Consider the following 21,274-nt stretch of genomic DNA (forward strand, 5'->3'; position numbering starts at 1 on the left):
TATGAGGTGAAGCTATGTTAAACCGCGAGCTCGAAGTCACCCTCAATCTTGCCTTCAAGGAGGCCCGTTCGAAGCGTCATGAATTCATGACCGTCGAGCACCTCCTGCTGGCCCTATTGGACAATGAGGCTGCCGCCACCGTTTTGCGTGCCTGCGGCGCAAACCTCGACAAACTCAAGCACGATCTGCAGGAGTTCATCGACTCCACCACGCCATTGATCCCCGTTCATGACGAGGATCGTGAGACCCAGCCAACCCTGGGCTTCCAGCGTGTTCTGCAACGTGCTGTCTTTCACGTACAGAGCTCGGGCAAACGCGAAGTGACTGGCGCCAACGTACTGGTCGCGATCTTCAGTGAGCAAGAGAGTCAGGCAGTGTTCCTGCTGAAACAGCAGAGCGTTGCGCGCATCGATGTCGTCAACTACATCGCACACGGCATTTCCAAAGTGCCGGGGCATGGCGATCACTCTGAAGGTGAACAAGATATGCAGGACGACGAGGGCGGTGAGTCTTCTTCTTCAGGCAATCCTCTGGATGCTTATGCCAGCAACCTCAACGAACTCGCGCGCCAGGGTCGAATCGATCCATTGGTAGGCCGTGAGCTGGAAGTCGAGCGCGTTGCGCAGATCCTTGCGCGACGTCGCAAAAATAATCCGTTGCTGGTGGGCGAGGCGGGCGTGGGTAAAACCGCGATTGCCGAAGGCCTGGCCAAACGCATTGTCGACAACCAGGTGCCGGACCTGCTGGCCAACAGCGTGGTGTATTCCCTCGATCTGGGGGCCTTGCTGGCCGGGACCAAATACCGCGGCGATTTCGAGAAGCGCTTCAAGGCGTTGCTCAATGAGCTGAAAAAACGTCCGCAAGCGATCCTGTTCATCGACGAAATCCACACCATCATAGGTGCGGGTGCCGCGTCCGGTGGGGTCATGGACGCCTCGAACCTGCTCAAGCCGCTGCTGTCGTCGGGTGATATCCGTTGCATCGGTTCGACCACGTTCCAGGAATTCCGCGGGATCTTCGAGAAGGACCGTGCATTGGCCCGGCGCTTCCAGAAGGTCGACGTGTCGGAGCCTTCGGTGGAAGACACCATTGGCATCCTGCGCGGCCTGAAAGGTCGTTTCGAAGCGCACCACAACATCGAATACAGCGATGAAGCGTTGCGTGCGGCGGCTGAACTGGCCTCGCGCTACATCAATGACCGGCACATGCCGGACAAAGCCATCGACGTCATCGACGAGGCGGGCGCCTATCAGCGTCTGCAGCCAATCGAGAAGCGCGTGAAACGCATCGAAGTGCCTCAAGTCGAGGACATCGTCGCGAAAATCGCGCGGATTCCGCCTAAGCATGTCACCAGCTCCGACAAAGAGCTGCTGCGTAACCTTGAGCGTGACCTGAAGCTGACGGTATTTGGCCAGGATGCCGCGATCGACTCACTGTCGACTGCGATCAAACTGTCCCGTGCCGGCCTCAAGTCGCCTGACAAGCCAGTCGGTTCGTTCCTGTTCGCGGGGCCTACCGGTGTCGGTAAAACCGAAGCGGCGCGTCAGCTGGCCAAGGCGTTGGGCATCGAACTGGTTCGCTTCGACATGTCCGAGTACATGGAGCGCCACACCGTATCGCGTCTGATCGGTGCGCCTCCAGGCTATGTCGGGTTCGACCAGGGCGGTCTGCTGACCGAAGCCATCACCAAGCAGCCTCACTGCGTGCTGTTGCTCGATGAGATCGAGAAGGCGCATCCGGAAGTCTTCAACCTGCTGCTGCAGGTGATGGACCACGGTACGCTGACCGATAACAACGGGCGCAAGGCGGATTTCCGTAACGTGATCGTCATCATGACGACCAACGCCGGTGCCGAAACGGCAGCTCGCGCTTCGATCGGTTTCACCCATCAGGACCACTCGTCCGATGCGATGGAAGTGATCAAGAAGAGCTTCACGCCAGAGTTCCGCAACCGTCTGGACACCATTATCCAGTTTGGTCGCCTCAGCCATGAGGTCATCAAAAGCGTGGTGGACAAATTCCTTACCGAGCTTCAGGCGCAGCTGGAAGACAAGCGCGTGCAGCTGGAAGTGACGGACGCGGCGCGCAGCTGGCTGGCAGCGGGTGGCTACGATACGGCAATGGGTGCTCGACCAATGGCGCGTTTGATTCAGGACAAGATCAAGCGTCCGCTGGCGGAAGAGATCCTCTTTGGCGAACTGGCCGACCATGGCGGTGTGGTTCACATCGATCTCAAGGACGGCGAGCTGACCTTCGACTTCGAGACCACGGCTGAAATGGCCTGACGGTTGATGCTGTAAAGCAAAAGGCGCCGAAAGGCGCCTTTTTGCTGTCCGCCGGATCTACACCGATCCCCTGTGGGAGCGAGCTTGCTCGCGATGACGGCAGCACATTCGACATCGATGGAAGCTGATCCACCGCTATCGCGAGCAAGCTCGCTCCCACAGGTGATCATTGTTGCGGCTGGTAAATCCCGCGCACACAAAAACGCCCGGCATAAACCGGGCGTTTTGTATTGACTTGATTAGCGAGCGCGGTAAGTGATGCGCCCTTTGCTCAAGTCATAGGGCGTCAGCTCGACGCGCACTTTGTCGCCGGTAAGAATACGAATGTAGTTCTTGCGCATCTTGCCGGAGATATGCGCGGTTACGACGTGCCCATTTTCCAACTCCACACGAAACATGGTGTTGGGCAGGGTGTCGACGACAGTGCCTTCCATTTCGAAGCTGTCTTCTTTCGACATGCAGTAAAGCCCTCGGTGTCCAATGAATGGCCCGGTGCAACTGCGCCAGGCAAAAGCGGCGTGCATTGTGCCCGAAAAATGGGGTTTAAGCCAAGGGGTTTACGGCTTGCTCTAGTTCAGGATGACCCAGCGCTGATTAATCAGCAGTTCGATAGGGCGATATTGAGTCTTGTAGCTCATCTTTTTGCAGTTTTTGATCCAATAGCCCAGATAGACGGCTTCCAGCCCCAGACGCTGCGCCTCGGCGATTTGCCAGAGAATCGCATAACGCCCCAGGCTGCGGCGTTCTTCAGCGGGCTCGTAGAAGGTGTAAACGGCCGACAGACCGTTCGGCAGCAAGTCGGTGACGGCCACCGCTACCAGTCGTCCTTCGAGGCGGAATTCGTAGAATCGGGAAAACGGCAGGTCACGTACCAGGAACGTCGCAAACTGATCGCGACTCGGCGGGTACATATCACCATCGGCGTGACGCTGTTCGATATACCGCTGATAAAGGTCGAAATACTCTTCGCTGAATTGCGGCCTGGAAGGGCGCACCTGCAGGTCGACGTTGCGTTTGAAAATGCGTTTCTGCTGGCGGTTGGGCGAAAATTGCGCCACAGGGATGCGCGCCGGTACGCACGCATTGCAATTCTGGCAATGAGGCCGGTAAAGATGATCGCCGCTACGACGGAAACCCATTTCAGACAGGTCTGCATAGACATGCACATCCATGGGCTGACTAGGGTCGAGGAACAAGGTCGTGGCCTGCTCCTCGGGCAGATAACTGCAAGAGTGGGGCTGAGTGGCATAAAACTTCAAACGCGCCAACTCGGTCATGATCAACCCTCGGGATAAGCTTTTGAATTAAGTGTAAGCCACGCGCGCAAAAGTCGCTCAGCAAACCCAGGTCGCGCGGCTGGGTTGGTCCAGATGCTGCGCAAGGTAGTCGGCAAACTCGCGGCGAGGAATTGCTCGGGCGCCGAGGCTGTGCAGATGGTCGGTAGGCATCTGGCAGTCGATCAGCACAAAGCCTGAGTCTTTCAGATGTCGGACCAGTGTGGCAAAACCATATTTCGAGGCGTTGTCGGCGCGGCTGAACATGGATTCGCCGAAAAACAGCTGACCCATCGCCAGGCCATAGAGCCCGCCGACCAGCTCTCCCTGGTCCCAGACTTCCACCGAATGGGCGTAGCCACGCCTGTGCAGCTCGAGATAGGCGTTCTGCATGGCTTCTGTAATCCAGGTGCCGTCGGCGTAATCCCGAGGCGCGGCGCAAGCGCGGATGACCGCGGCAAAATCCTGATCAAAGGTCACTTGATAACGTTGTTGGCGCAGCAATTTGTTCAGGCTGCGCGAGACATGCAGTTCGTCGGGAAACAGTACGGTGCGCGGATTCGGCGACCACCAGAGAATCGGTTGGCCTTCCGAGAACCACGGAAAACAGCCGTGGCGATAGGCCTGAATCAGACGATCGGCGGACAGATCCCCGCCCGCGGCCAACAGCCCGTTGGGATCGCGCATGGCTTTTTCCAGGGGCGGGAAGGTCAGGGTGTTGCGTTGTAACCAAGTCAGCATGGCATCCGGGCTTGCAGAAGGGGGAGGGCGGTGGCGGGCGGGTGGGCCCACCGTGAAGTGTGCCGTCAAACGACTGGAATGTCGTCGAGATACTTCTCGGCGTCCAGCGCGGCCATGCAGCCGGCCCCGGCAGAGGTCACGGCCTGGCGGTAAACGTGATCGGCCACGTCACCGGCGGCAAACACACCCGGGATTTCGGTGCTGGTAGCGTCGCCTTCGCTGCCGCCCTTGACCAGCAGATAGCCGTCACGCATTTTCAGCTGACCCTCGAACAGGTCGGTGTTGGGTTTATGGCCGATGGCGATGAACACGCCGGTCAGCGGCAATTCACTGGTTTCGTCGGTGTGGCTGTCCCGCAGGCGCGCACCGGTCACACCGCTGGCATCGCCCAGCACTTCATCCAGATTCTGGTTCCAGTGCAGGCGGATATTACCTTTGGCGGCTTTTTCGAAGAGCTTGTCTTGAAGAATCTTCTCCGAGCGCAACTTGTCGCGCCGGTGAATCAGGTGAACTTCCTTGGCGATGTTCGACAGGTACAACGCTTCTTCAACTGCGGTGTTGCCGCCACCCACGACTGCGACCACCTGATTGCGGTAGAAGAAACCGTCGCACGTCGCGCAGGCCGACACCCCTTTGCCAGCAAATGTTTCTTCCGATGGCAGTCCCAGGTATTGCGCCGAGGCGCCGGTGGCGATAATCAACGCATCACAGGTGTAAGTGCCGCTGTCGCCGATAAGTTCGAACGGGCGCTGCTGCAACTTGGCGGTGTGGATGTGGTCGTAAACGATCTCTGTATGAAAGCGCTCGGCGTGTTTTTGCATGCGTTCCATCAGCACCGGGCCGGTGAGGCCTTCGACATCACCGGGCCAGTTGTCGACTTCGACGGTGGTGGTGAGCTGGCCACCTGCCTGTATGCCGGTGATGACAACGGGATTGAGGTTGGCGCGAGCGGCATAAACGGCTGCGCTGTAACCGGCAGGGCCGGAACCCAGAATGATCAGGCGGGAATGCTTCGCTTCGCTCATAAAAACACCTCATAAGCCTTTGTCACAAAAGAGAATGCATGCTCAAATTGAACCGCACGTTATGTGCTGTTGGCTATGCTACACCTTGGGTTTCAAGCATGGCATCGGACGAACAAACCCGTACAATGCCTGCCTGTTACAGTGTTTGTAATAAAATAAGCGCCGTGCGCCGTGTTTATAAAAACCGGAGCGTAGTGTTAAAAGTAGTCTCAGTTACGCCTGTTAACTTTTTTACCTGCCTGGATTGGGCAGTTTTTTATAGTCAATCAACAGATGGACGCGCCACAGGCGCAGGAAAAGAAGCGTTTTGAAGAAATCCACCGCAGCACCAAAAACAGTCGTTCCGCTCTGGCGCCAGCAATTGCACTACCGGCTCAAGGAAGGTGCATTGATCGCCATCGGCGGCTTGTGCCTGTTCCTGATGATGGCCTTGTTGACCTACGGCAAGGACGATCCGGGCTGGAGCCATAACAGCAAGATCGACGATGTGCAGAACTTCGGCGGGCCGGTCGGCTCCTACAGCGCCGATATCCTGTTCATGGTGTTGGGTTACTTCGCCTACATCTTCCCGCTGTTGCTGGCGATCAAGGCTTATCAAATCTTCCGTCAACGCCACGAGCAGTGGGAGTGGAGCGGCTGGCTGTTCTCCTGGCGCCTGATTGGCCTGGTATTCCTGGTGCTCTCGGGCGCGGCCCTGGCCCATATTCATTTCCACGCCGCGACCGGCCTGCCGGCCGGCGCTGGCGGCGCCTTGGGCGAAAGCCTCGGTGATCTGGCCAGGAACGCCCTGAATATCCAGGGCAGTACACTGTTGCTCATCGCGTTGTTCCTGTTTGGCCTGACGGTGTTCACCGACCTGTCGTGGTTCAAAGTGATGGACCTCACCGGCAAGATCACCCTCGACCTGTTCGAATTGTTCCAGGGCGCGGCCAACCGCTGGTGGGCCGCCCGTACCGAACGCAAACAACTGGTCGCCCAATTGCGTGAAGTCGACGACCGCGTCCATCACGTGGTGGCACCGACCGTCACCGACAAACGCGAGCAGGCCAAGGTCAAGGAACGCCTGATCGAGCGTGAGCAGGCCCTGAGCAAACACATGTCCGAGCGTGAGAAGCAGGTGCCGCCGGTGATTGCCCCAGCGCCGCCCAAGCCATCGGCGCCCAGCAAGCGCGTGGAAAAAGAGAAGCAGGCGCCGTTGTTCGTCGACAGCGCCGTTGAAGGCACCTTGCCGCCAATCTCGATTCTCGACCCGGCAGAGAAGAAACAACTCAATTATTCCCCAGAGTCGCTGGCTGCGGTCGGCCACTTGCTGGAAATCAAGCTCAAGGAATTCGGCGTCGAAGTCTCGGTGGATTCGATTCACCCGGGCCCGGTGATTACCCGTTACGAAATCCAGCCAGCGGCCGGCGTCAAGGTCAGCCGCATCTCCAATCTGGCGAAAGACCTGGCACGTTCCCTGGCCGTGACCAGCGTGCGCGTGGTGGAAGTGATTCCCGGCAAGACCACCGTCGGTATCGAGATTCCTAACGAAGACCGCCAGATCGTGCGTTTCTCCGAAGTGCTGTCGACCCCCGAGTACGACAACTTCAAGTCGCCGGTTACCTTGGCCCTGGGTCACGACATTGGTGGCAAGCCGGTCATCACCGATCTGGCGAAAATGCCTCACTTGCTGGTAGCCGGTACGACCGGTTCCGGTAAATCGGTGGGCGTGAACGCGATGATCCTGTCGATCCTGTTCAAGTCCGGCCCGGAAGACGCCAAGCTGATCATGATCGACCCGAAAATGCTTGAGCTGTCGATCTACGAAGGCATTCCGCACCTGTTGTGCCCGGTCGTGACCGACATGAAGGACGCCGCCAACGCCCTGCGCTGGAGCGTGGCGGAGATGGAGCGTCGTTACAAACTGATGGCGAAAATGGGCGTGCGTAACCTGTCGGGCTTCAATGCCAAGGTCAAGGAAGCCCAGGACGCCGGTACGCCGTTGACCGATCCGTTGTACAAGCGCGAAAGCATTCACGACGAAGCGCCGCTGCTGACCAAGCTGCCGACGATTGTCGTGGTGGTGGACGAATTCGCCGACATGATGATGATCGTCGGCAAGAAGGTTGAAGAACTGATCGCCCGTATCGCCCAGAAGGCGCGTGCGGCCGGTATCCACTTGATCCTCGCGACCCAGCGGCCGTCGGTTGATGTGATCACCGGTCTGATCAAGGCGAACATTCCAACGCGTATGGCGTTCCAGGTGTCGAGCAAGATCGACTCCCGGACCATCATCGACCAGGGCGGTGCCGAACAACTGCTGGGTCACGGTGACATGCTTTACATGCCGCCGGGCACCAGTCTGCCGATTCGTGTCCACGGTGCTTTTGTGTCCGATGATGAGGTTCACCGGGTGGTCGAAGCCTGGAAACTGCGCGGTGCGCCGGAATACAACGACGAGATTCTCGCCGGTGTCGAAGAGCCGGGTAGTGGCTTTGAAGGCGGCAGTGGTGGCGACGAAGACAGTGAATCCGATGCGCTCTACGACGAAGCGGTGCAGTTCGTACTGGAAAGCCGTCGTGCGTCCATCTCTGCGGTTCAGCGTAAGCTGAAAATCGGCTACAACCGCGCCGCACGCATGATCGAGGCCATGGAAATGGCCGGGGTCGTGACGTCCATGAACACCAACGGTTCGCGTGAAGTCCTGGCTCCGGGGCCGGTACGCGACTGAATTGATTGAAACGCGGTGGCGTAATGACGCGCCATCGCACCCCCACGAATGTTATGAGGACTCCCATGCGTCTTATCCGCATGCTGTTGCTGCCGGTTTTGGCTTTGACCACGCTCTCGGCCCACGCCGATGACAAGGACGTGGCACGTCTGACCCAACTGCTGGAAAAATCCCAGACCCTGACCGCGCGTTTCTCCCAGCTGACCCTCGACGGCAGCGGCACCCAATTGCAGGAAACCGCGGGTGAAATGTCCTTGCAGCGTCCGGGCTTGTTTTACTGGCACACCAACGCGCCGGCCGAACAAACGATGGTCTCCGACGGCAAAAAGGTGACGTTGTGGGATCCGGACCTGGAGCAGGCCACCATCAAGAACCTCGATCAGCGCCTGACCCAGACCCCGGCGTTGCTGCTGTCCGGTGACGTGTCCAAGATCAGCCAGAGCTTCGACATCAGCGCCAAGGAAGCCGGTGGCGTGATCGACTTCACCTTGAAGCCGAAAACCAAGGACACCCTGTTCGACAGCCTGCGTCTGTCGTTCCGTAACGGCCTGGTCAATGACATGCAGATGATCGACAGCGTCGGTCAGCGCACCAACATCCTGTTCACCGGCGTGAAAGCCAACGAACCGATCCCGGCGTCCAAGTTCAAGTTCGACATCCCTAAGGGTGCCGACGTGATCCAGGAATAAAACGCCGTACCTGTGGGAGCGGGCTTGCTCGCGAAGAGGGCGTGTCAGTCGCCATCAATGTTGTCTGACACACGGCATTCGTCGGAACGCCGCCCGGAGCAAGCCCGCTCCCACAGGAACCGATGTGTTCATACTTTATTGATCGGCATCAGGACCAGTGAGGTTTCATAAGTAGTGATGGACCTGTTTCGCAGTGCCCCGATCGCTCAACCTTTGGCAGCACGCCTGCGTGCGGCCAATCTGGACGAGTACGTCGGTCAGGAACACGTGCTCGCTCGCGGCAAGCCTTTGCGCGAAGCGCTGGAGCAGGGTGCCCTGCACTCGATGATTTTCTGGGGCCCGCCGGGTGTGGGCAAAACCACCCTGGCGCGGCTGCTGGCGGAAGTCTCGGATGCGCACTTCGAAACGGTTTCGGCGGTACTGGCCGGCGTAAAGGAAATCCGTCAGGCGGTGGAAATCGCCAAGCAGCAGGCCGGGCAGTACGGCAAGCGGACCATCCTGTTCGTCGATGAAGTGCATCGCTTCAACAAGTCCCAGCAGGATGCGTTCCTGCCGTACGTCGAAGACGGCACGCTGATTTTCATCGGCGCAACCACTGAAAACCCTTCGTTTGAACTCAACAACGCGCTGCTCTCCCGGGCCCGCGTCTACGTGCTCAAAAGCCTCGACGAAGCGGCCCTGCGCAAGTTGGTGCATCGCGCACTCACCGAAGAACGCGGGCTGGGGACGCGGCAACTGACCCTCAGCGATGAAGGCTTCCAGATGCTGCTGTCGGCCGCCGATGGCGATGGCCGGCGTCTGCTCAACCTGCTGGAAAACGCCTCGGACCTGGCTGAAGACAGCAGCGAGATCGGCGTCGACCTGCTGCAAAGCCTGCTCGGTGATACCCGCCGGCGTTTCGACAAGGGCGGTGAAGCGTTTTACGACCAGATCTCTGCGCTGCATAAATCCGTGCGCGGCTCCAACCCCGATGGTGCGCTGTATTGGTTTGCACGGATGATCGACGGCGGTTGCGATCCGTTGTACCTGGCCCGGCGCGTGGTGCGTATGGCCAGCGAAGACATCGGCAACGCCGACCCGCGCGCTTTGAGCCTGTGCCTGGCGGCGTGGGAAGTGCAGGAGCGCCTCGGCAGCCCGGAAGGCGAATTGGCGGTGGCTCAGGCCATCACCTATCTGGCCTGCGCGCCGAAAAGCAATGCGGTGTACATGGGTTTCAAAGCCGCCATGCGCAGCGCCACCGAACACGGTTCGCTGGAAGTGCCGCTGCACCTGCGCAACGCGCCGACCAAATTGATGAAACAACTGGGTTACGGCGATGAATACCGTTACGCCCACGATGAACCGGACGCTTACGCCGCTGGCGAAGACTATTTCCCGGAAGAACTCGAGCCACAACCGTTCTATCAGCCGGTGCCACGCGGCCTGGAGCTGAAGATCGGCGAGAAGCTCAATCACCTCGCGCAACTTGACCGTCTCAGCCCTCGGCAGCGGAGAAAATAGTGATTCCTTTGATCGTTGCCGTTTCTGTGGGCGGTATCGCCGGAACGCTTTTGCGCTTTGCCACCGGTAACTGGATCAACGCTAATTGGCCGCGGCACTTCTATACCGCGACGCTGGCCGTTAATATCGTCGGCTGTTTGCTGATCGGCGTTCTATACGGTCTGTTTTTAGTACGCCCGGAGGTGCCGATTGAGGTGCGCGCCGGGTTGATGGTCGGCTTCCTCGGGGGGCTGACGACTTTTTCATCTTTTTCACTGGATACGGTGCGTCTGCTGGAAACCGGGCAAATGCCGCTGGCCTTTGTCTATGCTGCCATCAGCGTATTCGGTGGGCTGCTCGCTACCTGGGCTGGCCTGTCCTTGACCAAACTTTGATAACGAGAGACCGACATGCTCGATTCCAAACTGTTACGTAGCAACCTTCAGGACGTAGCGGACCGCCTGGCATCCCGTGGCTACACGCTGGATGTCGCGCGCATCGAAGCGCTGGAAGAACAGCGCAAGACCGTCCAGACCCGCACCGAAGCACTGCAGGCTGACCGTAATGCGCGCTCCAAATCCATCGGCCAGGCCAAGCAGCGCGGCGAAGACATCGCACCGCTGATGGCTGACGTCGAGCGCATGGCGAACGAATTGAGCGCCGGTAAAGTCGAGCTGGACGGGATCCAGACTGATCTGGATTCGATCCTGCTCGGCATCCCGAACCTGCCGCACGAATCCGTGCCGATCGGTGATGACGAAGACGGCAACGTCGAAGTGCGCCGCTGGGGCACCCCGACCGCGTTCGATTTCCCGGTTCAGGACCACGTCGCCCTGGGCGAGAAGTTCGGCTGGCTGGACTTCGAAACCGCCGCCAAGCTGTCCGGTGCCCGTTTCGCCCTGTTGCGTGGCCCGATCGCTCGTATGCACCGCGCCCTGGCGCAGTTCATGATCAACCTGCACACCAGCGAACACGGTTACGAAGAGGCCTACACGCCTTATCTGGTTCAAGCGCCGGCGCTGCAAGGCACGGGTCAGCTGCCGAAGTTCGAAGAAGACCTGTTCAAGATCACTCGCGAAGGCGAAGCCGATCTGTACTTGATCCCGACCGCTGAAGTGTCGCTGACCAATATCGTCGCTGGCGAAATCGTCGATTCGAAACTGTTGCCGATCAAGTTCGTCGCCCACACTCCGTGCTTCCGCAGTGAAGCCGGTGCGTCGGGTCGCGATACGCGCGGCATGATCCGTCAGCACCAGTTCGACAAGGTTGAAATGGTCCAGATCGTTGAACCGTCGACTTCGATGGAAGCGCTGGAAGGCCTGACTGCCAACGCCGAAAAAGTCCTGCAATTGCTCGAGCTGCCTTATCGCACTATAGCGCTGTGCACCGGCGACATGGGCTTCAGCGCGGTCAAGACCTACGACCTGGAGGTGTGGATCCCGAGCCAGGACAAATACCGCGAGATTTCGTCGTGCTCCAACTGCGGCGATTTCCAGGCCCGTCGCATGCAAGCGCGTTTCCGCAACCCGGAAACCGGCAAACCTGAACTGGTGCATACCCTGAACGGTTCCGGCCTGGCAGTCGGTCGTACCCTGGTGGCGGTGCTGGAAAACTACCAGCAGGCCGACGGTTCGATCCGTGTGCCGGACGTGCTGAAACCGTACATGGGTGGCCTAGAGGTCATCGGCTAAATGGACTATCTGCCGCTGTTCCATAACCTTCGCGGCAGTCGTGTCTTGGTCGTCGGCGGGGGGGAGATTGCCTTGCGCAAATCCCGCCTGCTGGCCGAAGCCGGTGCGCTGCTGCGGGTGGTCGCACCTGAAATCGAACCGCAACTGCGCGAACTGGTTGCCGGCAGCGGTGGCGAGTGTCTGGTGCGAGGCTACGTTGAAGCAGACCTGGACGGTTGCGGGCTGATCATTGCCGCCACCGACGACGAACCGCTGAACGCACAAGTCTCCGCCGATGCCCATCGGCGTTGTGTGCCGGTCAATGTGGTGGACGCGCCAGCCTTGTGCAGCGTGATCTTCCCGGCGATCGTCGACCGTTCTCCTTTGATCGTAGCGGTCTCCAGCGGCGGCGACGCGCCGGTGCTGGCGCGGTTGATCCGCGCCAAACTGGAAACCTGGATTCCTTCCACCTACGGTCAACTGGCCGGCCTGGCCGCGCGTTTTCGCAGCCAGGTCAAACACCTGTTCCCGGATGTTCAGCAGCGTCGGGCGTTCTGGGAAGATGTGTTCCAGGGCCCGATTGCCGACCGGCAACTGGCCGGGCAGGGCGCCGAAGCCGAGCGCTTGATGCTGGCGAAAATTGCCGGTGAAGCACCGACGGCAACGGGCGAAGTCTATTTGGTGGGCGCCGGCCCGGGTGATCCCGACCTGCTGACCTTCCGTGCCTTGCGTCTGATGCAGCAAGCCGATGTGGTGCTGTATGACCGCTTGGTGGCGCCTGCGATTCTGGATTTGTGCCGTCGCGATGCCGAGCGGGTTTACGTCGGCAAGCGTCGCGCCGATCACGCCGTGCCACAAGATCAGATCAACCAGCAATTGGTGGATTTGGCCAAGCAAGGCAAGCGGGTCGTACGGTTGAAGGGCGGTGATCCGTTTATCTTCGGTCGCGGCGGTGAAGAGATCGAAGAACTGGCAGCCCATGGAATCCCGTTCCAGGTCGTGCCGGGTATCACCGCGGCCAGCGGTTGCGCGGCGTATGCCGGGATTCCGCTGACTCACCGTGATTACGCGCAGTCTGTGCGTTTTGTCACCGGGCACCTCAAGGACGGTTCCACCGATTTGCCGTGGGCCGACCTGGTCGCGCCGGCGCAAACCCTGGTGTTCTATATGGGGCTGGTGGGCTTGCCGATCATCTGCGAGCAGTTGATCAAGCATGGTCGCGCAGCGGATACGCCAGCGGCGTTGATCCAGCAGGGCACCACCGTCAATCAGCGGGTGTTTACCGGCACCTTGGCGGATTTGCCAAGTCTGGTGGCGGAGCATGAGGTGCATGCGCCGACGCTGGTGATCGTTGGGGAAGTGGTGCAATTGCGCGAGAAACTGGCGTGGTTCGAGGGCGCTCAGGCGCAAGTCTAGGGACCGCGTCGCCTCCTTCGCGAGCAAGCCCGCTCCCACATTTGACCGTGTTCTATCTGAGAAATACGGTTAAAGGTGGGAGCGGGCTTGCTCGCGAAGGGGCCTTCAAAACCACCAAATGCTTAGGGTCAAACCTGGTTCTTGCGCCATACCCCTTTCCCGCTCAACCGCTCGCGATCATGCGGCGCTGTGAATTCCTGCGCAGGCCCTTTAGGCACAACCCCCGTCGGATTGATGGTTTTGTGGCTGCCATAGTAGTGATTCTTGATGTGCTCGAAATCCACCGTCTCGGCAATCCCCGGCCACTGATAAATCTCTCGTAGCCAGTTCGACAGGTTCGGATAATCGGCGATCCGCCGCAGGTTGCACTTGAAGTGCCCGTAATACACCGCGTCAAAGCGAATCAACGTGGTGAACAGCCGAATATCAGCTTCAGTCAGGTATTCGCCGGTCAGGTAACGATTGGCGCCCAACAGCTGTTCCAGCCGATCAAGCTCCTCGAACAACCCGTCGAACGCCTCTTCATAAGCCTTCTGCGACGTGGCAAACCCTGCGCGGTACACGCCATTGTTCACCGCCGGATAAATCCGTTCGTTCAGCGCGTCGATCTCACCCCGCAGCGGCGCCGGGTAGAAATCCAGGTCATTACCCGTCAAGTCATCGAAGGCGCCATTGAACATGCGGATGATCTCCGCCGATTCATTGTTGACGATGCGTTTTTGCTGTTTGTCCCAGAGCACCGGCACGGTGACGCGGCCGGTGTAGTCGGCGGTATCGGCGGTGTAGCGCTGGTGCATGAAATTGAAGTGGTCGAGCTTGTCCCCGGTCGATCCGAGGTTCTGATCGAAGGTCCAGCCGTTTTCCAGCATCAGCCAACTGACCACCGACACGTCGATGAGGCTTTCGAGGCCTTTGAGTTTGCGCAGGATCAGCGTGCGGTGAGCCCATGGGCAGGCGAGGGACACGTAGAGGTGATAACGACCGGCCTCGGCCGCAAAGCCACCGACACCGGTCGGACCAGGCTTGCCGTCGGCGGTCAGCCAGTTACGACGCTGCGCCTGTTCACGCTGGAACGCGCCGTCCTTGCCGCTTTCGTACCACTGGTCATGCCAGCGACCTTCAACTAACAAACCCATGTTCAAGACTCCTCAACCAATAAGCGTTGGAGAGGAGTCTATTCGCATCGGTTCGATAAAAAAGCGCAAAGGTTGGGCGCTTATGATCGGTTAAATCGATTTGTCCCGAGCGTCCCAATACTGCTGGGCGGTTTCGAAGGCGTGTTCGCGGGTTTGGCCGAGGCCGCGCAAGGCCAGGGCCATGGTCGAAATCAGTGCCATTTGCGGGTAGCTGTCGACCACGTCGCCACGCCACACGGCTTTTAAATGCTCGGGATCGAGGGTGGCCGGTTTGACGTGCCGTTGAGCCGACAGCTGCGGCCATTCCTCGTCCCAGCTTTCGCCGCCAGTGGTGCCGTACAAGTGACTGTCGGCGTCCGGGTTGATCTCGATCTCGCCGCCATCGCCTTTCACCACGATCGCGGTATCGCCGAGCAAACCGCTGGCATCGCGATGCACAGCCTGGTAACCGGGATGGAAAATGCTTTGCAGGCCACAGCGAGCGCCCAACGGATTGAGAATCCGCGTCAGGGAATGGATCGGCGAGCGCAGGCCCAATGTATTGCGCAGGTCGATCATTCGTTGCAGCTGCGGCGCCCAATCCACCAGCGGCATGAAGGCCAGACCGCCGTTATCGAGCGCCACACCCACCTGCTGCCAGTCGCGGCACAACGGAATCTTCAACTCATCCAGCAATTGTTCGCTGTAGAGCCGACCCGCCGTGTGCGCGCCGCCGCCGTGCATGAAAATGCGCACGCCGTTCTGCGCCAGGCACTTGGCCGCCAGCAGATACCAAGGCAGATGACGTTTCTTGCCGGCGTAGGTTGGCCAGTCCAGATCCGCCTTTAATGCCGGTGTCTGCAAACGTTCGCGCAAGGCTTCGGTGAACCCCGCCATTTCCTCAGCGCTTTCTTCCTTGTGCCGCAGCAGCATCAGGAATGCGCCGAGTTGGGTGTCTTCGACCTTGTGGTCGAGCACCATGCCCATCGCTTCGCGGGCTTCTTCGCGGGTCAGGTCGCGGGCGCCGCGTTTGCCTTTGCCTAGGATGCGCACGAACTGGGCGAATGGGTGTTCGGCGGGTGTTTCGAGGGTCAGCGCTGGGTAGTCGGTCATAAGCAATTCGTCGGTTTGGGCAGGCCCGCCAGTTTCGCGGCGAGTTTGGCAGGGGTGCCTTTGAACAGTCGGTTCAGGTGCAGGCTGTTGCCCTTGTCCGGGCCCAGCTTCAGCGCGGTGTACTTGATCAGCGGACGAGTGGCCGGCGATAAGTGGAATTCGGCATAGAAACTGCGCAGCAGTTCGAGGATTTCCCAGTGTTCGGGGCTCAACTCGATGTCTTCGGCGGCGGCCAGGGCGCTGGCCACGTCGCAGGACCAGTCGCTCAGTTCTACCAGGAAACCGTCCTTGTCCAACTCGATGGCGCGTGCGCCGACCGTCAGGGAGTTCATAGCCAACTGTTGACCTTGTCGTAGTGAATCGACAGCTCGACAAAGGCCGGGTAATCGATGGCCTTGACCGTGACAGGAATCTCCAGCGCGCGGGCCTGGGCGTCTTCGGCCAGTACGAACAGTTTCAGAGTGCGGGCGTTCAGCGCATTGAACGGCGCGGTGCCTGGTTGCAACGCATAAACCGCGTCGCCAGTCAGCAGCAACGCATCGTCAGCGCCCATCAAGCGCAGGCAACTGGTCAGGCGATCGTCGCCGAACGGGGAATGAGACAACACATGCAAAGTCGACATCAGAGGGTGATCACCTGGTCGTAACGGTCAATAAGTGCGGTGATTTCGTGGGCTGCCAGCACTTGAGCTTCTTCCAGCGACAAGCCGGCCGGGTTCAGACCCCGTTCCGCAACGCTTTCGCCACAGACGAACAGGTCGTCGACACCGAACATCGGCAAGGCTTGCAGGTTGGCGCTCAGGTCTTTCTGCTGGAGGGCCTTGGCATCCTGTTTCGCGGCGAGCTGGAACACCCCGTCATCGAGAAACAGAAGGCCGATCGGTAGGTCGAAAGCACCGCCGGCCAGCACGATGTCCAGCGCTTCCCGCGCACTCGGCCCGGACCAAGGCGCCTGACGGCTGATAATCAGCAAGGATTTAGCCATCTCACGCGCCTCCGAAACAGATCAGGCGGTCAGCATCCTGCACCGCGTCATGCAGCTGGCCCAGACCAGACAGTTCCCACGGCGCGCCCACCGCAACGGCTTCACGTTGATAGCGCCCGGCTTCTTCTTCGTTCAACACGCCACGACGCAGGGCGGCGGCGATGCATACGACGCCGTCTAGTTGATGCTCGGTGACGAAATTGCGCCATTGCTTGGGCAAGTCCTGCTCATCCTGCGGCGTGACCACGCTGCCGGAGGCGTTGTAGACGCCGTCCTGATAGAAAAACAGCCGGACAATCTCATGCCCACCGGCCAGCGCAGCCTGGGCGAACAGCAGGGCGCGGCGCGAGGAGGGCGCATGGGCAGCGGAAAACAGCGCGATGGCGAACTTCATAACGGACTCGATCAGTAAAACTGCGGCCATGATAAAGCTTTATCGCCGGGGCGGCGAAGGGCTTTGCCGCGAGGTGATGTGTCAGGTGCACCCAGTTCGATCGTTCCCACGCTCCGCGTGGGAATGCAGCCCGGGACGCTCCGCGTCCCAAGCGGACGCAGAGCGTCCGGTGAGGCATTACCACGCAGAGCGTGGGAACGATCAGTCGAGATCAGCGTGGCATATACCCCAACTGCCAGCGCCGCGGGATTTTCAGCGACAGCAACCCGACCGCGCCGGCCAGCAGTCCGCTGACAAATAACGCCCTGAGCCCCAAATGATGTTCCAGTACGGCGCCGAGTACCGCGCCGGCAAACATTCCGGTCCAGGGGATCAGTTGCACCCGCCAACCGTCGCGCCGTTCGCCGAGCATCCAGCGTCCCAGCCCCCGGCCGAAGCGCGACAGGGCGCCGGTGACGTAGGTCAGGCCGACCGGGAGACCGTTCACTTCTTCTACGGCGGCATTGAGCATGCCCATGGCGATGATCGCGGCCAGCAGCGCTGGTAGTTGTTCATCATAGGGCCAGGCAGCGGCGCCGCAGAGCAGCGTGGCGATGCACAGGAGCAAGGGCAGCGCCCGGCGACCGCCGAGGCGGCTGACGACAATCCCCAAGGCGTTGCCGACGATGAAGGTGCCGACGAGGATCACCAGGCGCAAGGTCAGGCCCAGATCGCCATCGCTGATGGCGACGGCGAGGCGGGTGGTGTTGCCGCTCATGAACGAGACGAAATCACCGCTGGCCATGAAGCCGATGGCGTCGGTCATGCCCGCGAGTACCGACAGGCTGGCCACCAGCGACATGCCAATGCGTCCGCGCCATTTGCGGGTATGCAGATGGCCTGGACTGGCGCGATCAGTTGAGAGGGATGGCAACATCAGCGAAGGTCGTCCTCAGGCAGCGACCGTTATGGTCACTTACTTAATCCATATAACTCGCAATACTCCAGCCAGTCCATGCCGGCCATCTCGGCCACTTCCTTGTGCACCTCCAGGCGCTGTGCCTGATAGTCCTCGGGCGTCGCGGCGGTCAGTTGCAGCGTCAGCTCCCAAGCAAACAATCCCAGGCGCTCGGCCTCGGCTTCGAAGGCTTCATGCAAGCGCTCCTCGCGGTACTGCGCCGCGGTCTCGCCCTTGGCCTGAGCCAACAGCGGGTTGAGGTTGTCGAGTTCGACGCGCAGTTCAGGGCGCTCATCGAGAAACTTCTTCAGAGCTTGCTCGTGTTGCTGTTCGGTTGCCGCCATGGTCGCTCCTTGAGGCTGGGTTACGAAGACTGCTTCTTGCTGGCCTTGGCCGCTGCTGCCAGGCATTCGAGGGCAAACTGCTCGGGATACGTCATTTGAATCGGCGTGGTTTCACCTTTGACGGTTCTTTCGCCGTCGAGGATGTAACGAATCCGCTTGTCGGTAACGCCAATTCGCTTGGCAATCCAGGACGGCGTCTGACCGATCTGGCTGATCAGCTTGTCGGCATATTCAGCGGTTGGTTTGTAATATTCGGCGTTGGGTGTCATGACCTTTCCAGAAAATAAGCCCGGAAAACGGGCGATGCGGAGTTAATGGCGCGACAGGGTGCGCGAATCGTCACTCGGTGTCGCGGTATAAATGAAGTAAAGCAGAACGATACGCCGTGCCGCGGTGATACAGTCCGCTTTTTCTTGATGAGCGAACGCAATGCGAATTCTGATGGTGGCGCTGGCCGTAACGTTGCTGGCGGGATGCGCGGGCTCGGCGATGAACGACGCCCGCACTGGAACCCCGTACAAAACCCTGACGTCGGACAAACCGGAAAAAGTCGTCGCCCAGTGTGTGCAGTTTTCCTGGCAGGATGAGGCGGTGTTCGGTGTCGATGCGGGCGCGTATTTGCAGCCTGGCGAGAAGGGCGGCACTACCGTTTACACGCGCTCGGCGGAGTCCTTTGTGGACGTGAAAACTGACGCTTCCGCCACCGTGCTGAATTATTACGCGCAGCATGACGACTTTGTCGCCAAGCGCCGACTGGCGGCGTTGGCGACCTGTTTGTAAGTCGTTCAGCTATTGATCAGGCGCTTCTGGAAAAAGAAGCGCTTGTGGCCAGGCGGGTAGTCAGCGATCTGGCCTAACTCGCTGTAGCCGAGCTTCCTGTAGAACTCCGGCGCCTGGAAGTCGAAGGTGTCGAGCCAGATTCCGATGCATTCCTTTTCCCGTGCCAGGTCTTCAGCCATCTGCATCAGCTTCGTGCCCATGCCCTGTCCCCGGGCTTGCTCCGGTACCGACAGCAAGTCGATGTACATCCATTGGTAAAACACTCGACCGTGAAGCCCACCGAGAATCTCGCCGCTTTCGTCACGCACCAGCAAGGCAACGGGCTCCTGAGTCGATACGCCGGCTTTTGCGGCGTTATAGGCGCGCAATGGCAGCAGGATCGCCTGGCGCTCTTCATCCGTGGGGTTTTGCGACCGTTCGATTCGCAGGGTCATCAGCTATTTCCTTATGGCCAGGGTGGAAAACATTTCCAAGCCTATCGCGGCAACGGGTCGTTGTTCCAGCTCTCAGGTGGAACCGTCGTTCGCGCGCAGATGTCTAGCCTAAACAGCGTCATTCCAGAACGCGGCCTATGAGGACTATCCGTGAATATTTTCGAAGCCTTGCGCGAAAGCCACGACCGCCAACGCACCTACGCCGATGCGCTGATCCAGACCAGCGGCGACACCCCCGAGCGGGTCGAGGCTTACAAGCAACTCAAGTCCGAACTTCAGGCCCACGAAACCGCTGAAGAGCGCCACTTCTACATCCCGCTGATGGAGTTCGATAACGGCGTCGACCTCAGCCGTCATGCGATTGCCGAACATCATGAGATGGACGAAATGATGGAGGAGCTGGACGAGACCGAGATGTCCAGCCCGGCCTGGCTGGCGGTCGCGAAGAAGCTCGCCGAGAAGGTCAATCACCACCTGGAAGAGGAAGAGCAGAAGTTTTTCCAGATGGCCGGCAAGTTGCTCGACGACAAACAGAAAGAGACGCTGGCGGGGCAATATGTGAAGGAATACAAGGCTCAGCTTTCTTAGCGCCAGGCTTTCGTTTTCGCCTAACATGTGAACCTTCTGACGAAAAAAGGGATGCATTGTCATGTCGAACACAGCCGAGCGGGTCAACCTCATCGAGTCCCAGGTGTTGTCCCACGACTGGTACCTGCTCAAGAAAATCACCTTCGATTACCAGCGCAACAACGGCGAATGGCAACGCCAGACCCGCGAGGTCTATGACCGTGGCAACGGCGCAGCGATTCTGCTGTTCAACCGTGAAAAGAAAACCGTCGTGCTGACCCGGCAATTCCGGTTGCCAGTGTTCGTCAACGGCCACGATGGGTTGCTGATCGAAGTGGCGGCGGGGCTGCTCGAAGGTGCCGCGCCTGAAGAGCGCATCCGCGAAGAAGCCGAGGAAGAAACCGGTTATCGCGTGCACCACGTGCACAAGGTGTTCGAGGCCTACATGAGCCCCGGCTCAGTGACCGAAAAGCTGCACTTCTTCATCGCTGAGTACGATGCCGCTTCGAAGGTCAGCGAGGGCGGCGGGCTGGAGGAGGAGACCGAGGAGCTGGAGGTGCTGGAGTGGAAGTTCGATGACGCGCTCGAGGCGTTTTATCGCGGGGAGATCTGCGATGCGAAGACCATCATGCTGCTGCAGTATGCGGCGATGAAAAACATCTTCGTCGCGGGCTAATCCATGTAGCAGCTGTCGAGCCTGCGAGGCTGCGTCCGACAGCTGCTACAGATCGCGTTGCGGCTGATCAGAACAAATCGCCCGTCCTGCCGGCACCTGACCATTCGCATCCTTCCAGCGTCAGCAGCTGCTCCTTCGCCTCAAGACCACCGGCAAACCCGGTGAGTTTACCCGAAGCGCCAATCACCCGATGACACGGCGCAACAATCGATATCGGGTTTTTGCCGTTGGCCGCGCCCACCGCCCTCACTGCATTGGGATTGCCGATCTGTCGGGCAATCTCGCTATAGCTGCGGGTCTCGCCAAACGGAATGGTCAGCAACGCCGCCCAGACCTGCTTCTGAAATTCCGTGCCGACAAAATCCAGGTCCAGTTCAAAACGAGTGCGCGTGCCAGCAAAGTATTCCCGCAGTTGCTGAACGGTGCGCATCAGGATCGGATTATCCGGCGCCTCGCTCATCGGTCCAAGTCGCACCCGCCCCGGTTTGTCGTTTTCCCAGAGGATGGCGGTCAGTCGTGAGCCATTCGCGACCAGCTTCAGCTCGCCGACCGGGGACGCCAGGGTGGTGCAGGTGTAAGTCATGCTGGCGGACTCCGCAAAAGTGCTGAACTGAGGGCAAGCATACTGCCTCGACGGGGAG

At 59.6% G+C, this 21,274-nt stretch carries 26 protein-coding genes; 11 read left to right on the forward strand and 15 right to left on the reverse strand.

Annotated features, from left to right (window positions below):
• Positions 1 to 14 precede the first annotated feature (14 nt).
• Positions 15 to 2,285 carry an ATP-dependent Clp protease ATP-binding subunit ClpA gene (gene clpA / locus CKW16_RS14675; protein ID WP_095129000.1) on the forward strand — a complete coding sequence of 757 codons (2,271 nt, stop codon included), beginning with the start codon at positions 15 to 17 and terminating at the stop codon, positions 2,283 to 2,285.
• Between the two features lie 239 nt (positions 2,286 to 2,524).
• On the opposite strand, the gene infA is transcribed toward clpA, so the two are convergent.
• The 4 genes from infA to trxB all read right to left on the reverse strand — a co-directional run bounded on the left by infA (position 2,525) and on the right by trxB (position 5,325).
• Positions 2,525 to 2,743: a translation initiation factor IF-1 gene (gene infA / locus CKW16_RS14680; protein ID WP_002553999.1), complete on the reverse strand. Its 219-nt coding sequence runs from the start codon at positions 2,741 to 2,743 to the stop codon at positions 2,525 to 2,527.
• Between the two features lie 111 nt (positions 2,744 to 2,854).
• Positions 2,855 to 3,562 (reverse strand): arginyltransferase, encoded by a 708-nt coding sequence (locus CKW16_RS14685; protein WP_046049404.1) that lies wholly within the window; start codon positions 3,560 to 3,562, stop codon positions 2,855 to 2,857.
• Between the two features lie 57 nt (positions 3,563 to 3,619).
• Positions 3,620 to 4,300, reverse strand: a complete 681-nt coding sequence (gene aat, locus CKW16_RS14690) for a leucyl/phenylalanyl-tRNA--protein transferase (RefSeq protein ID WP_095129001.1) — start codon at positions 4,298 to 4,300, stop codon at positions 3,620 to 3,622.
• A 65-nt stretch (positions 4,301 to 4,365) separates the two neighbouring features.
• A complete protein-coding gene (trxB, locus tag CKW16_RS14695; protein WP_095129002.1) occupies positions 4,366 to 5,325 on the reverse strand; it encodes a thioredoxin-disulfide reductase in 960 nt (319 codons plus the stop codon).
• 38 nt (positions 5,326 to 5,363) lie between these two features.
• Between trxB and CKW16_RS31865 the strand changes: the two genes are divergently transcribed.
• The 7 genes from CKW16_RS31865 to cysG all read left to right on the forward strand — a co-directional run bounded on the left by CKW16_RS31865 (position 5,364) and on the right by cysG (position 13,289).
• Positions 5,364 to 5,636, forward strand: a complete 273-nt coding sequence (locus CKW16_RS31865; RefSeq protein ID WP_141232737.1) for a hypothetical protein — start codon at positions 5,364 to 5,366, stop codon at positions 5,634 to 5,636.
• On the forward strand, positions 5,633 to 8,035 hold the full coding sequence (locus CKW16_RS14700) for a DNA translocase FtsK (RefSeq protein ID WP_095129003.1): 2,403 nt from the start codon (positions 5,633 to 5,635) through the stop codon (positions 8,033 to 8,035). The genes CKW16_RS31865 and CKW16_RS14700 overlap by 4 nt, the downstream gene beginning before the upstream one ends.
• Before the next feature lie 65 nt (positions 8,036 to 8,100).
• Complete coding sequence (lolA, locus tag CKW16_RS14705; protein WP_008154853.1) at positions 8,101 to 8,724, forward strand: outer membrane lipoprotein chaperone LolA; 624 nt, start codon at positions 8,101 to 8,103, stop codon at positions 8,722 to 8,724.
• Positions 8,725 to 8,901: 177 nt separating this feature from the next.
• Complete coding sequence (locus CKW16_RS14710; protein ID WP_095129004.1) at positions 8,902 to 10,224, forward strand: replication-associated recombination protein A; 1,323 nt, start codon at positions 8,902 to 8,904, stop codon at positions 10,222 to 10,224.
• Positions 10,224 to 10,598, forward strand: a complete 375-nt coding sequence (gene crcB / locus CKW16_RS14715; protein WP_046049410.1) for a fluoride efflux transporter CrcB — start codon at positions 10,224 to 10,226, stop codon at positions 10,596 to 10,598. Before CKW16_RS14710 ends, crcB begins: the two co-directional genes overlap by 1 nt.
• A 15-nt stretch (positions 10,599 to 10,613) precedes the next feature.
• Complete coding sequence (serS, locus tag CKW16_RS14720; protein ID WP_046049411.1) at positions 10,614 to 11,894, forward strand: serine--tRNA ligase; 1,281 nt, start codon at positions 10,614 to 10,616, stop codon at positions 11,892 to 11,894.
• Positions 11,895 to 13,289 carry a siroheme synthase CysG gene (gene cysG / locus CKW16_RS14725; RefSeq protein ID WP_095129005.1) on the forward strand — a complete coding sequence of 465 codons (1,395 nt, stop codon included), beginning with the start codon at positions 11,895 to 11,897 and terminating at the stop codon, positions 13,287 to 13,289.
• 128 nt (positions 13,290 to 13,417) lie between these two features.
• On the opposite strand, the gene CKW16_RS14730 is transcribed toward cysG, so the two are convergent.
• From CKW16_RS14730 to CKW16_RS14770, 9 genes are all read right to left on the reverse strand, one after another.
• Positions 13,418 to 14,425 carry a glutathione S-transferase family protein gene (locus tag CKW16_RS14730; protein WP_095129006.1) on the reverse strand — a complete coding sequence of 336 codons (1,008 nt, stop codon included), beginning with the start codon at positions 14,423 to 14,425 and terminating at the stop codon, positions 13,418 to 13,420.
• Positions 14,426 to 14,515: 90 nt separating this feature from the next.
• On the reverse strand, positions 14,516 to 15,517 hold the full coding sequence (locus CKW16_RS14735) for a glycosyl transferase family protein (RefSeq protein ID WP_095129007.1): 1,002 nt from the start codon (positions 15,515 to 15,517) through the stop codon (positions 14,516 to 14,518).
• Entirely contained in the window at positions 15,514 to 15,849 is a 336-nt protein-coding gene (locus tag CKW16_RS14740; protein ID WP_095129008.1) for a TusE/DsrC/DsvC family sulfur relay protein, read from the reverse strand. Before CKW16_RS14740 ends, CKW16_RS14735 begins: the two co-directional genes overlap by 4 nt.
• Positions 15,846 to 16,139: a sulfurtransferase complex subunit TusB gene (gene tusB, locus CKW16_RS14745; RefSeq protein WP_095129009.1), complete on the reverse strand. Its 294-nt coding sequence runs from the start codon at positions 16,137 to 16,139 to the stop codon at positions 15,846 to 15,848. Before tusB ends, CKW16_RS14740 begins: the two co-directional genes overlap by 4 nt.
• Positions 16,139 to 16,501 carry a sulfurtransferase complex subunit TusC gene (tusC, locus tag CKW16_RS14750; RefSeq protein WP_095129010.1) on the reverse strand — a complete coding sequence of 121 codons (363 nt, stop codon included), beginning with the start codon at positions 16,499 to 16,501 and terminating at the stop codon, positions 16,139 to 16,141. The genes tusB and tusC overlap by 1 nt, the downstream gene beginning before the upstream one ends.
• A 1-nt stretch (position 16,502) precedes the next feature.
• On the reverse strand, positions 16,503 to 16,895 hold the full coding sequence (gene tusD, locus CKW16_RS14755; protein ID WP_008154829.1) for a sulfurtransferase complex subunit TusD: 393 nt from the start codon (positions 16,893 to 16,895) through the stop codon (positions 16,503 to 16,505).
• 211 nt (positions 16,896 to 17,106) lie between these two features.
• Positions 17,107 to 17,811 carry a YoaK family protein gene (locus CKW16_RS14760; RefSeq protein WP_095129011.1) on the reverse strand — a complete coding sequence of 235 codons (705 nt, stop codon included), beginning with the start codon at positions 17,809 to 17,811 and terminating at the stop codon, positions 17,107 to 17,109.
• 35 nt (positions 17,812 to 17,846) lie between these two features.
• Positions 17,847 to 18,176: a DUF6388 family protein gene (locus CKW16_RS14765; RefSeq protein ID WP_095129012.1), complete on the reverse strand. Its 330-nt coding sequence runs from the start codon at positions 18,174 to 18,176 to the stop codon at positions 17,847 to 17,849.
• A 20-nt stretch (positions 18,177 to 18,196) separates the two neighbouring features.
• Entirely contained in the window at positions 18,197 to 18,445 is a 249-nt protein-coding gene (locus CKW16_RS14770) for a hypothetical protein (protein ID WP_008154823.1), read from the reverse strand.
• Positions 18,446 to 18,605: 160 nt separating this feature from the next.
• Here CKW16_RS14770 and CKW16_RS14780 point away from each other — a divergent pair, with 160 nt between their 5' ends.
• Positions 18,606 to 18,956, forward strand: a complete 351-nt coding sequence (locus CKW16_RS14780) for a hypothetical protein (protein ID WP_008154821.1) — start codon at positions 18,606 to 18,608, stop codon at positions 18,954 to 18,956.
• A gap of 5 nt (positions 18,957 to 18,961) precedes the next feature.
• Here the strand turns inward: CKW16_RS14780 and CKW16_RS14785 are convergent, their stop codons facing one another.
• A complete protein-coding gene (locus tag CKW16_RS14785) occupies positions 18,962 to 19,390 on the reverse strand; it encodes a GNAT family N-acetyltransferase (RefSeq protein ID WP_095129013.1) in 429 nt (142 codons plus the stop codon).
• A gap of 150 nt (positions 19,391 to 19,540) precedes the next feature.
• Between CKW16_RS14785 and CKW16_RS14790 the strand changes: the two genes are divergently transcribed.
• Both CKW16_RS14790 and CKW16_RS14795 read left to right on the forward strand, forming a co-directional pair.
• Positions 19,541 to 19,978 (forward strand): hemerythrin domain-containing protein, encoded by a 438-nt coding sequence (locus tag CKW16_RS14790; RefSeq protein ID WP_095129014.1) that lies wholly within the window; start codon positions 19,541 to 19,543, stop codon positions 19,976 to 19,978.
• A gap of 61 nt (positions 19,979 to 20,039) precedes the next feature.
• Positions 20,040 to 20,633 carry an NUDIX domain-containing protein gene (locus CKW16_RS14795; RefSeq protein ID WP_095129015.1) on the forward strand — a complete coding sequence of 198 codons (594 nt, stop codon included), beginning with the start codon at positions 20,040 to 20,042 and terminating at the stop codon, positions 20,631 to 20,633.
• Positions 20,634 to 20,700: 67 nt separating this feature from the next.
• Here CKW16_RS14795 and CKW16_RS14800 read toward each other — a convergent pair whose 3' ends face one another.
• A complete protein-coding gene (locus CKW16_RS14800) occupies positions 20,701 to 21,216 on the reverse strand; it encodes a methylated-DNA--[protein]-cysteine S-methyltransferase (protein ID WP_095129016.1) in 516 nt (171 codons plus the stop codon).
• Between the last annotated feature and the right edge of the window lie 58 nt (positions 21,217 to 21,274).

The organism is Pseudomonas sp. Irchel s3h14 (assembly GCF_900187425.1).
In the GTDB taxonomy this organism is placed as follows: domain Bacteria; phylum Pseudomonadota; class Gammaproteobacteria; order Pseudomonadales; family Pseudomonadaceae; genus Aquipseudomonas.

Excerpts from the sequence above, each read along its gene's own strand:
- CKW16_RS14785 (WP_095129013.1), bottom strand. The coding sequence starts at position 19,390 with ATGACCCTGCGAATCGAACGGTCGCAAAACCCCACGGATGAAGAGCGC.
- CKW16_RS31865 (WP_141232737.1), top strand. The coding sequence starts at position 5,364 with ATGCTCAAATTGAACCGCACGTTATGTGCTGTTGGCTATGCTACACCT.
- tusC (WP_095129010.1), bottom strand. The coding sequence starts at position 16,501 with ATGGCTAAATCCTTGCTGATTATCAGCCGTCAGGCGCCTTGGTCCGGG.
- CKW16_RS14730 (WP_095129006.1), bottom strand. The coding sequence starts at position 14,425 with ATGGGTTTGTTAGTTGAAGGTCGCTGGCATGACCAGTGGTACGAAAGC.
- CKW16_RS14780 (WP_008154821.1), top strand. The coding sequence starts at position 18,606 with ATGCGAATTCTGATGGTGGCGCTGGCCGTAACGTTGCTGGCGGGATGC.
- tusD (WP_008154829.1), bottom strand. The coding sequence starts at position 16,895 with ATGAAGTTCGCCATCGCGCTGTTTTCCGCTGCCCATGCGCCCTCCTCG.
- tusB (WP_095129009.1), bottom strand. The coding sequence starts at position 16,139 with ATGTCGACTTTGCATGTGTTGTCTCATTCCCCGTTCGGCGACGATCGC.
- CKW16_RS14800 (WP_095129016.1), bottom strand. The coding sequence starts at position 21,216 with ATGACTTACACCTGCACCACCCTGGCGTCCCCGGTCGGCGAGCTGAAG.
- CKW16_RS14710 (WP_095129004.1), top strand. The coding sequence starts at position 8,902 with ATGGACCTGTTTCGCAGTGCCCCGATCGCTCAACCTTTGGCAGCACGC.
- CKW16_RS14685 (WP_046049404.1), bottom strand. The coding sequence starts at position 3,562 with ATGACCGAGTTGGCGCGTTTGAAGTTTTATGCCACTCAGCCCCACTCT.
- aat (WP_095129001.1), bottom strand. The coding sequence starts at position 4,300 with ATGCTGACTTGGTTACAACGCAACACCCTGACCTTCCCGCCCCTGGAA.
- CKW16_RS14735 (WP_095129007.1), bottom strand. The coding sequence starts at position 15,517 with ATGACCGACTACCCAGCGCTGACCCTCGAAACACCCGCCGAACACCCA.
- trxB (WP_095129002.1), bottom strand. The coding sequence starts at position 5,325 with ATGAGCGAAGCGAAGCATTCCCGCCTGATCATTCTGGGTTCCGGCCCT.
- lolA (WP_008154853.1), top strand. The coding sequence starts at position 8,101 with ATGCGTCTTATCCGCATGCTGTTGCTGCCGGTTTTGGCTTTGACCACG.
- infA (WP_002553999.1), bottom strand. The coding sequence starts at position 2,743 with ATGTCGAAAGAAGACAGCTTCGAAATGGAAGGCACTGTCGTCGACACC.
- CKW16_RS14765 (WP_095129012.1), bottom strand. The coding sequence starts at position 18,176 with ATGGCGGCAACCGAACAGCAACACGAGCAAGCTCTGAAGAAGTTTCTC.
- clpA (WP_095129000.1), top strand. The coding sequence starts at position 15 with ATGTTAAACCGCGAGCTCGAAGTCACCCTCAATCTTGCCTTCAAGGAG.
- serS (WP_046049411.1), top strand. The coding sequence starts at position 10,614 with ATGCTCGATTCCAAACTGTTACGTAGCAACCTTCAGGACGTAGCGGAC.
- CKW16_RS14770 (WP_008154823.1), bottom strand. The coding sequence starts at position 18,445 with ATGACACCCAACGCCGAATATTACAAACCAACCGCTGAATATGCCGAC.
- CKW16_RS14795 (WP_095129015.1), top strand. The coding sequence starts at position 20,040 with ATGTCGAACACAGCCGAGCGGGTCAACCTCATCGAGTCCCAGGTGTTG.
- CKW16_RS14740 (WP_095129008.1), bottom strand. The coding sequence starts at position 15,849 with ATGAACTCCCTGACGGTCGGCGCACGCGCCATCGAGTTGGACAAGGAC.
- cysG (WP_095129005.1), top strand. The coding sequence starts at position 11,895 with ATGGACTATCTGCCGCTGTTCCATAACCTTCGCGGCAGTCGTGTCTTG.
- CKW16_RS14760 (WP_095129011.1), bottom strand. The coding sequence starts at position 17,811 with ATGTTGCCATCCCTCTCAACTGATCGCGCCAGTCCAGGCCATCTGCAT.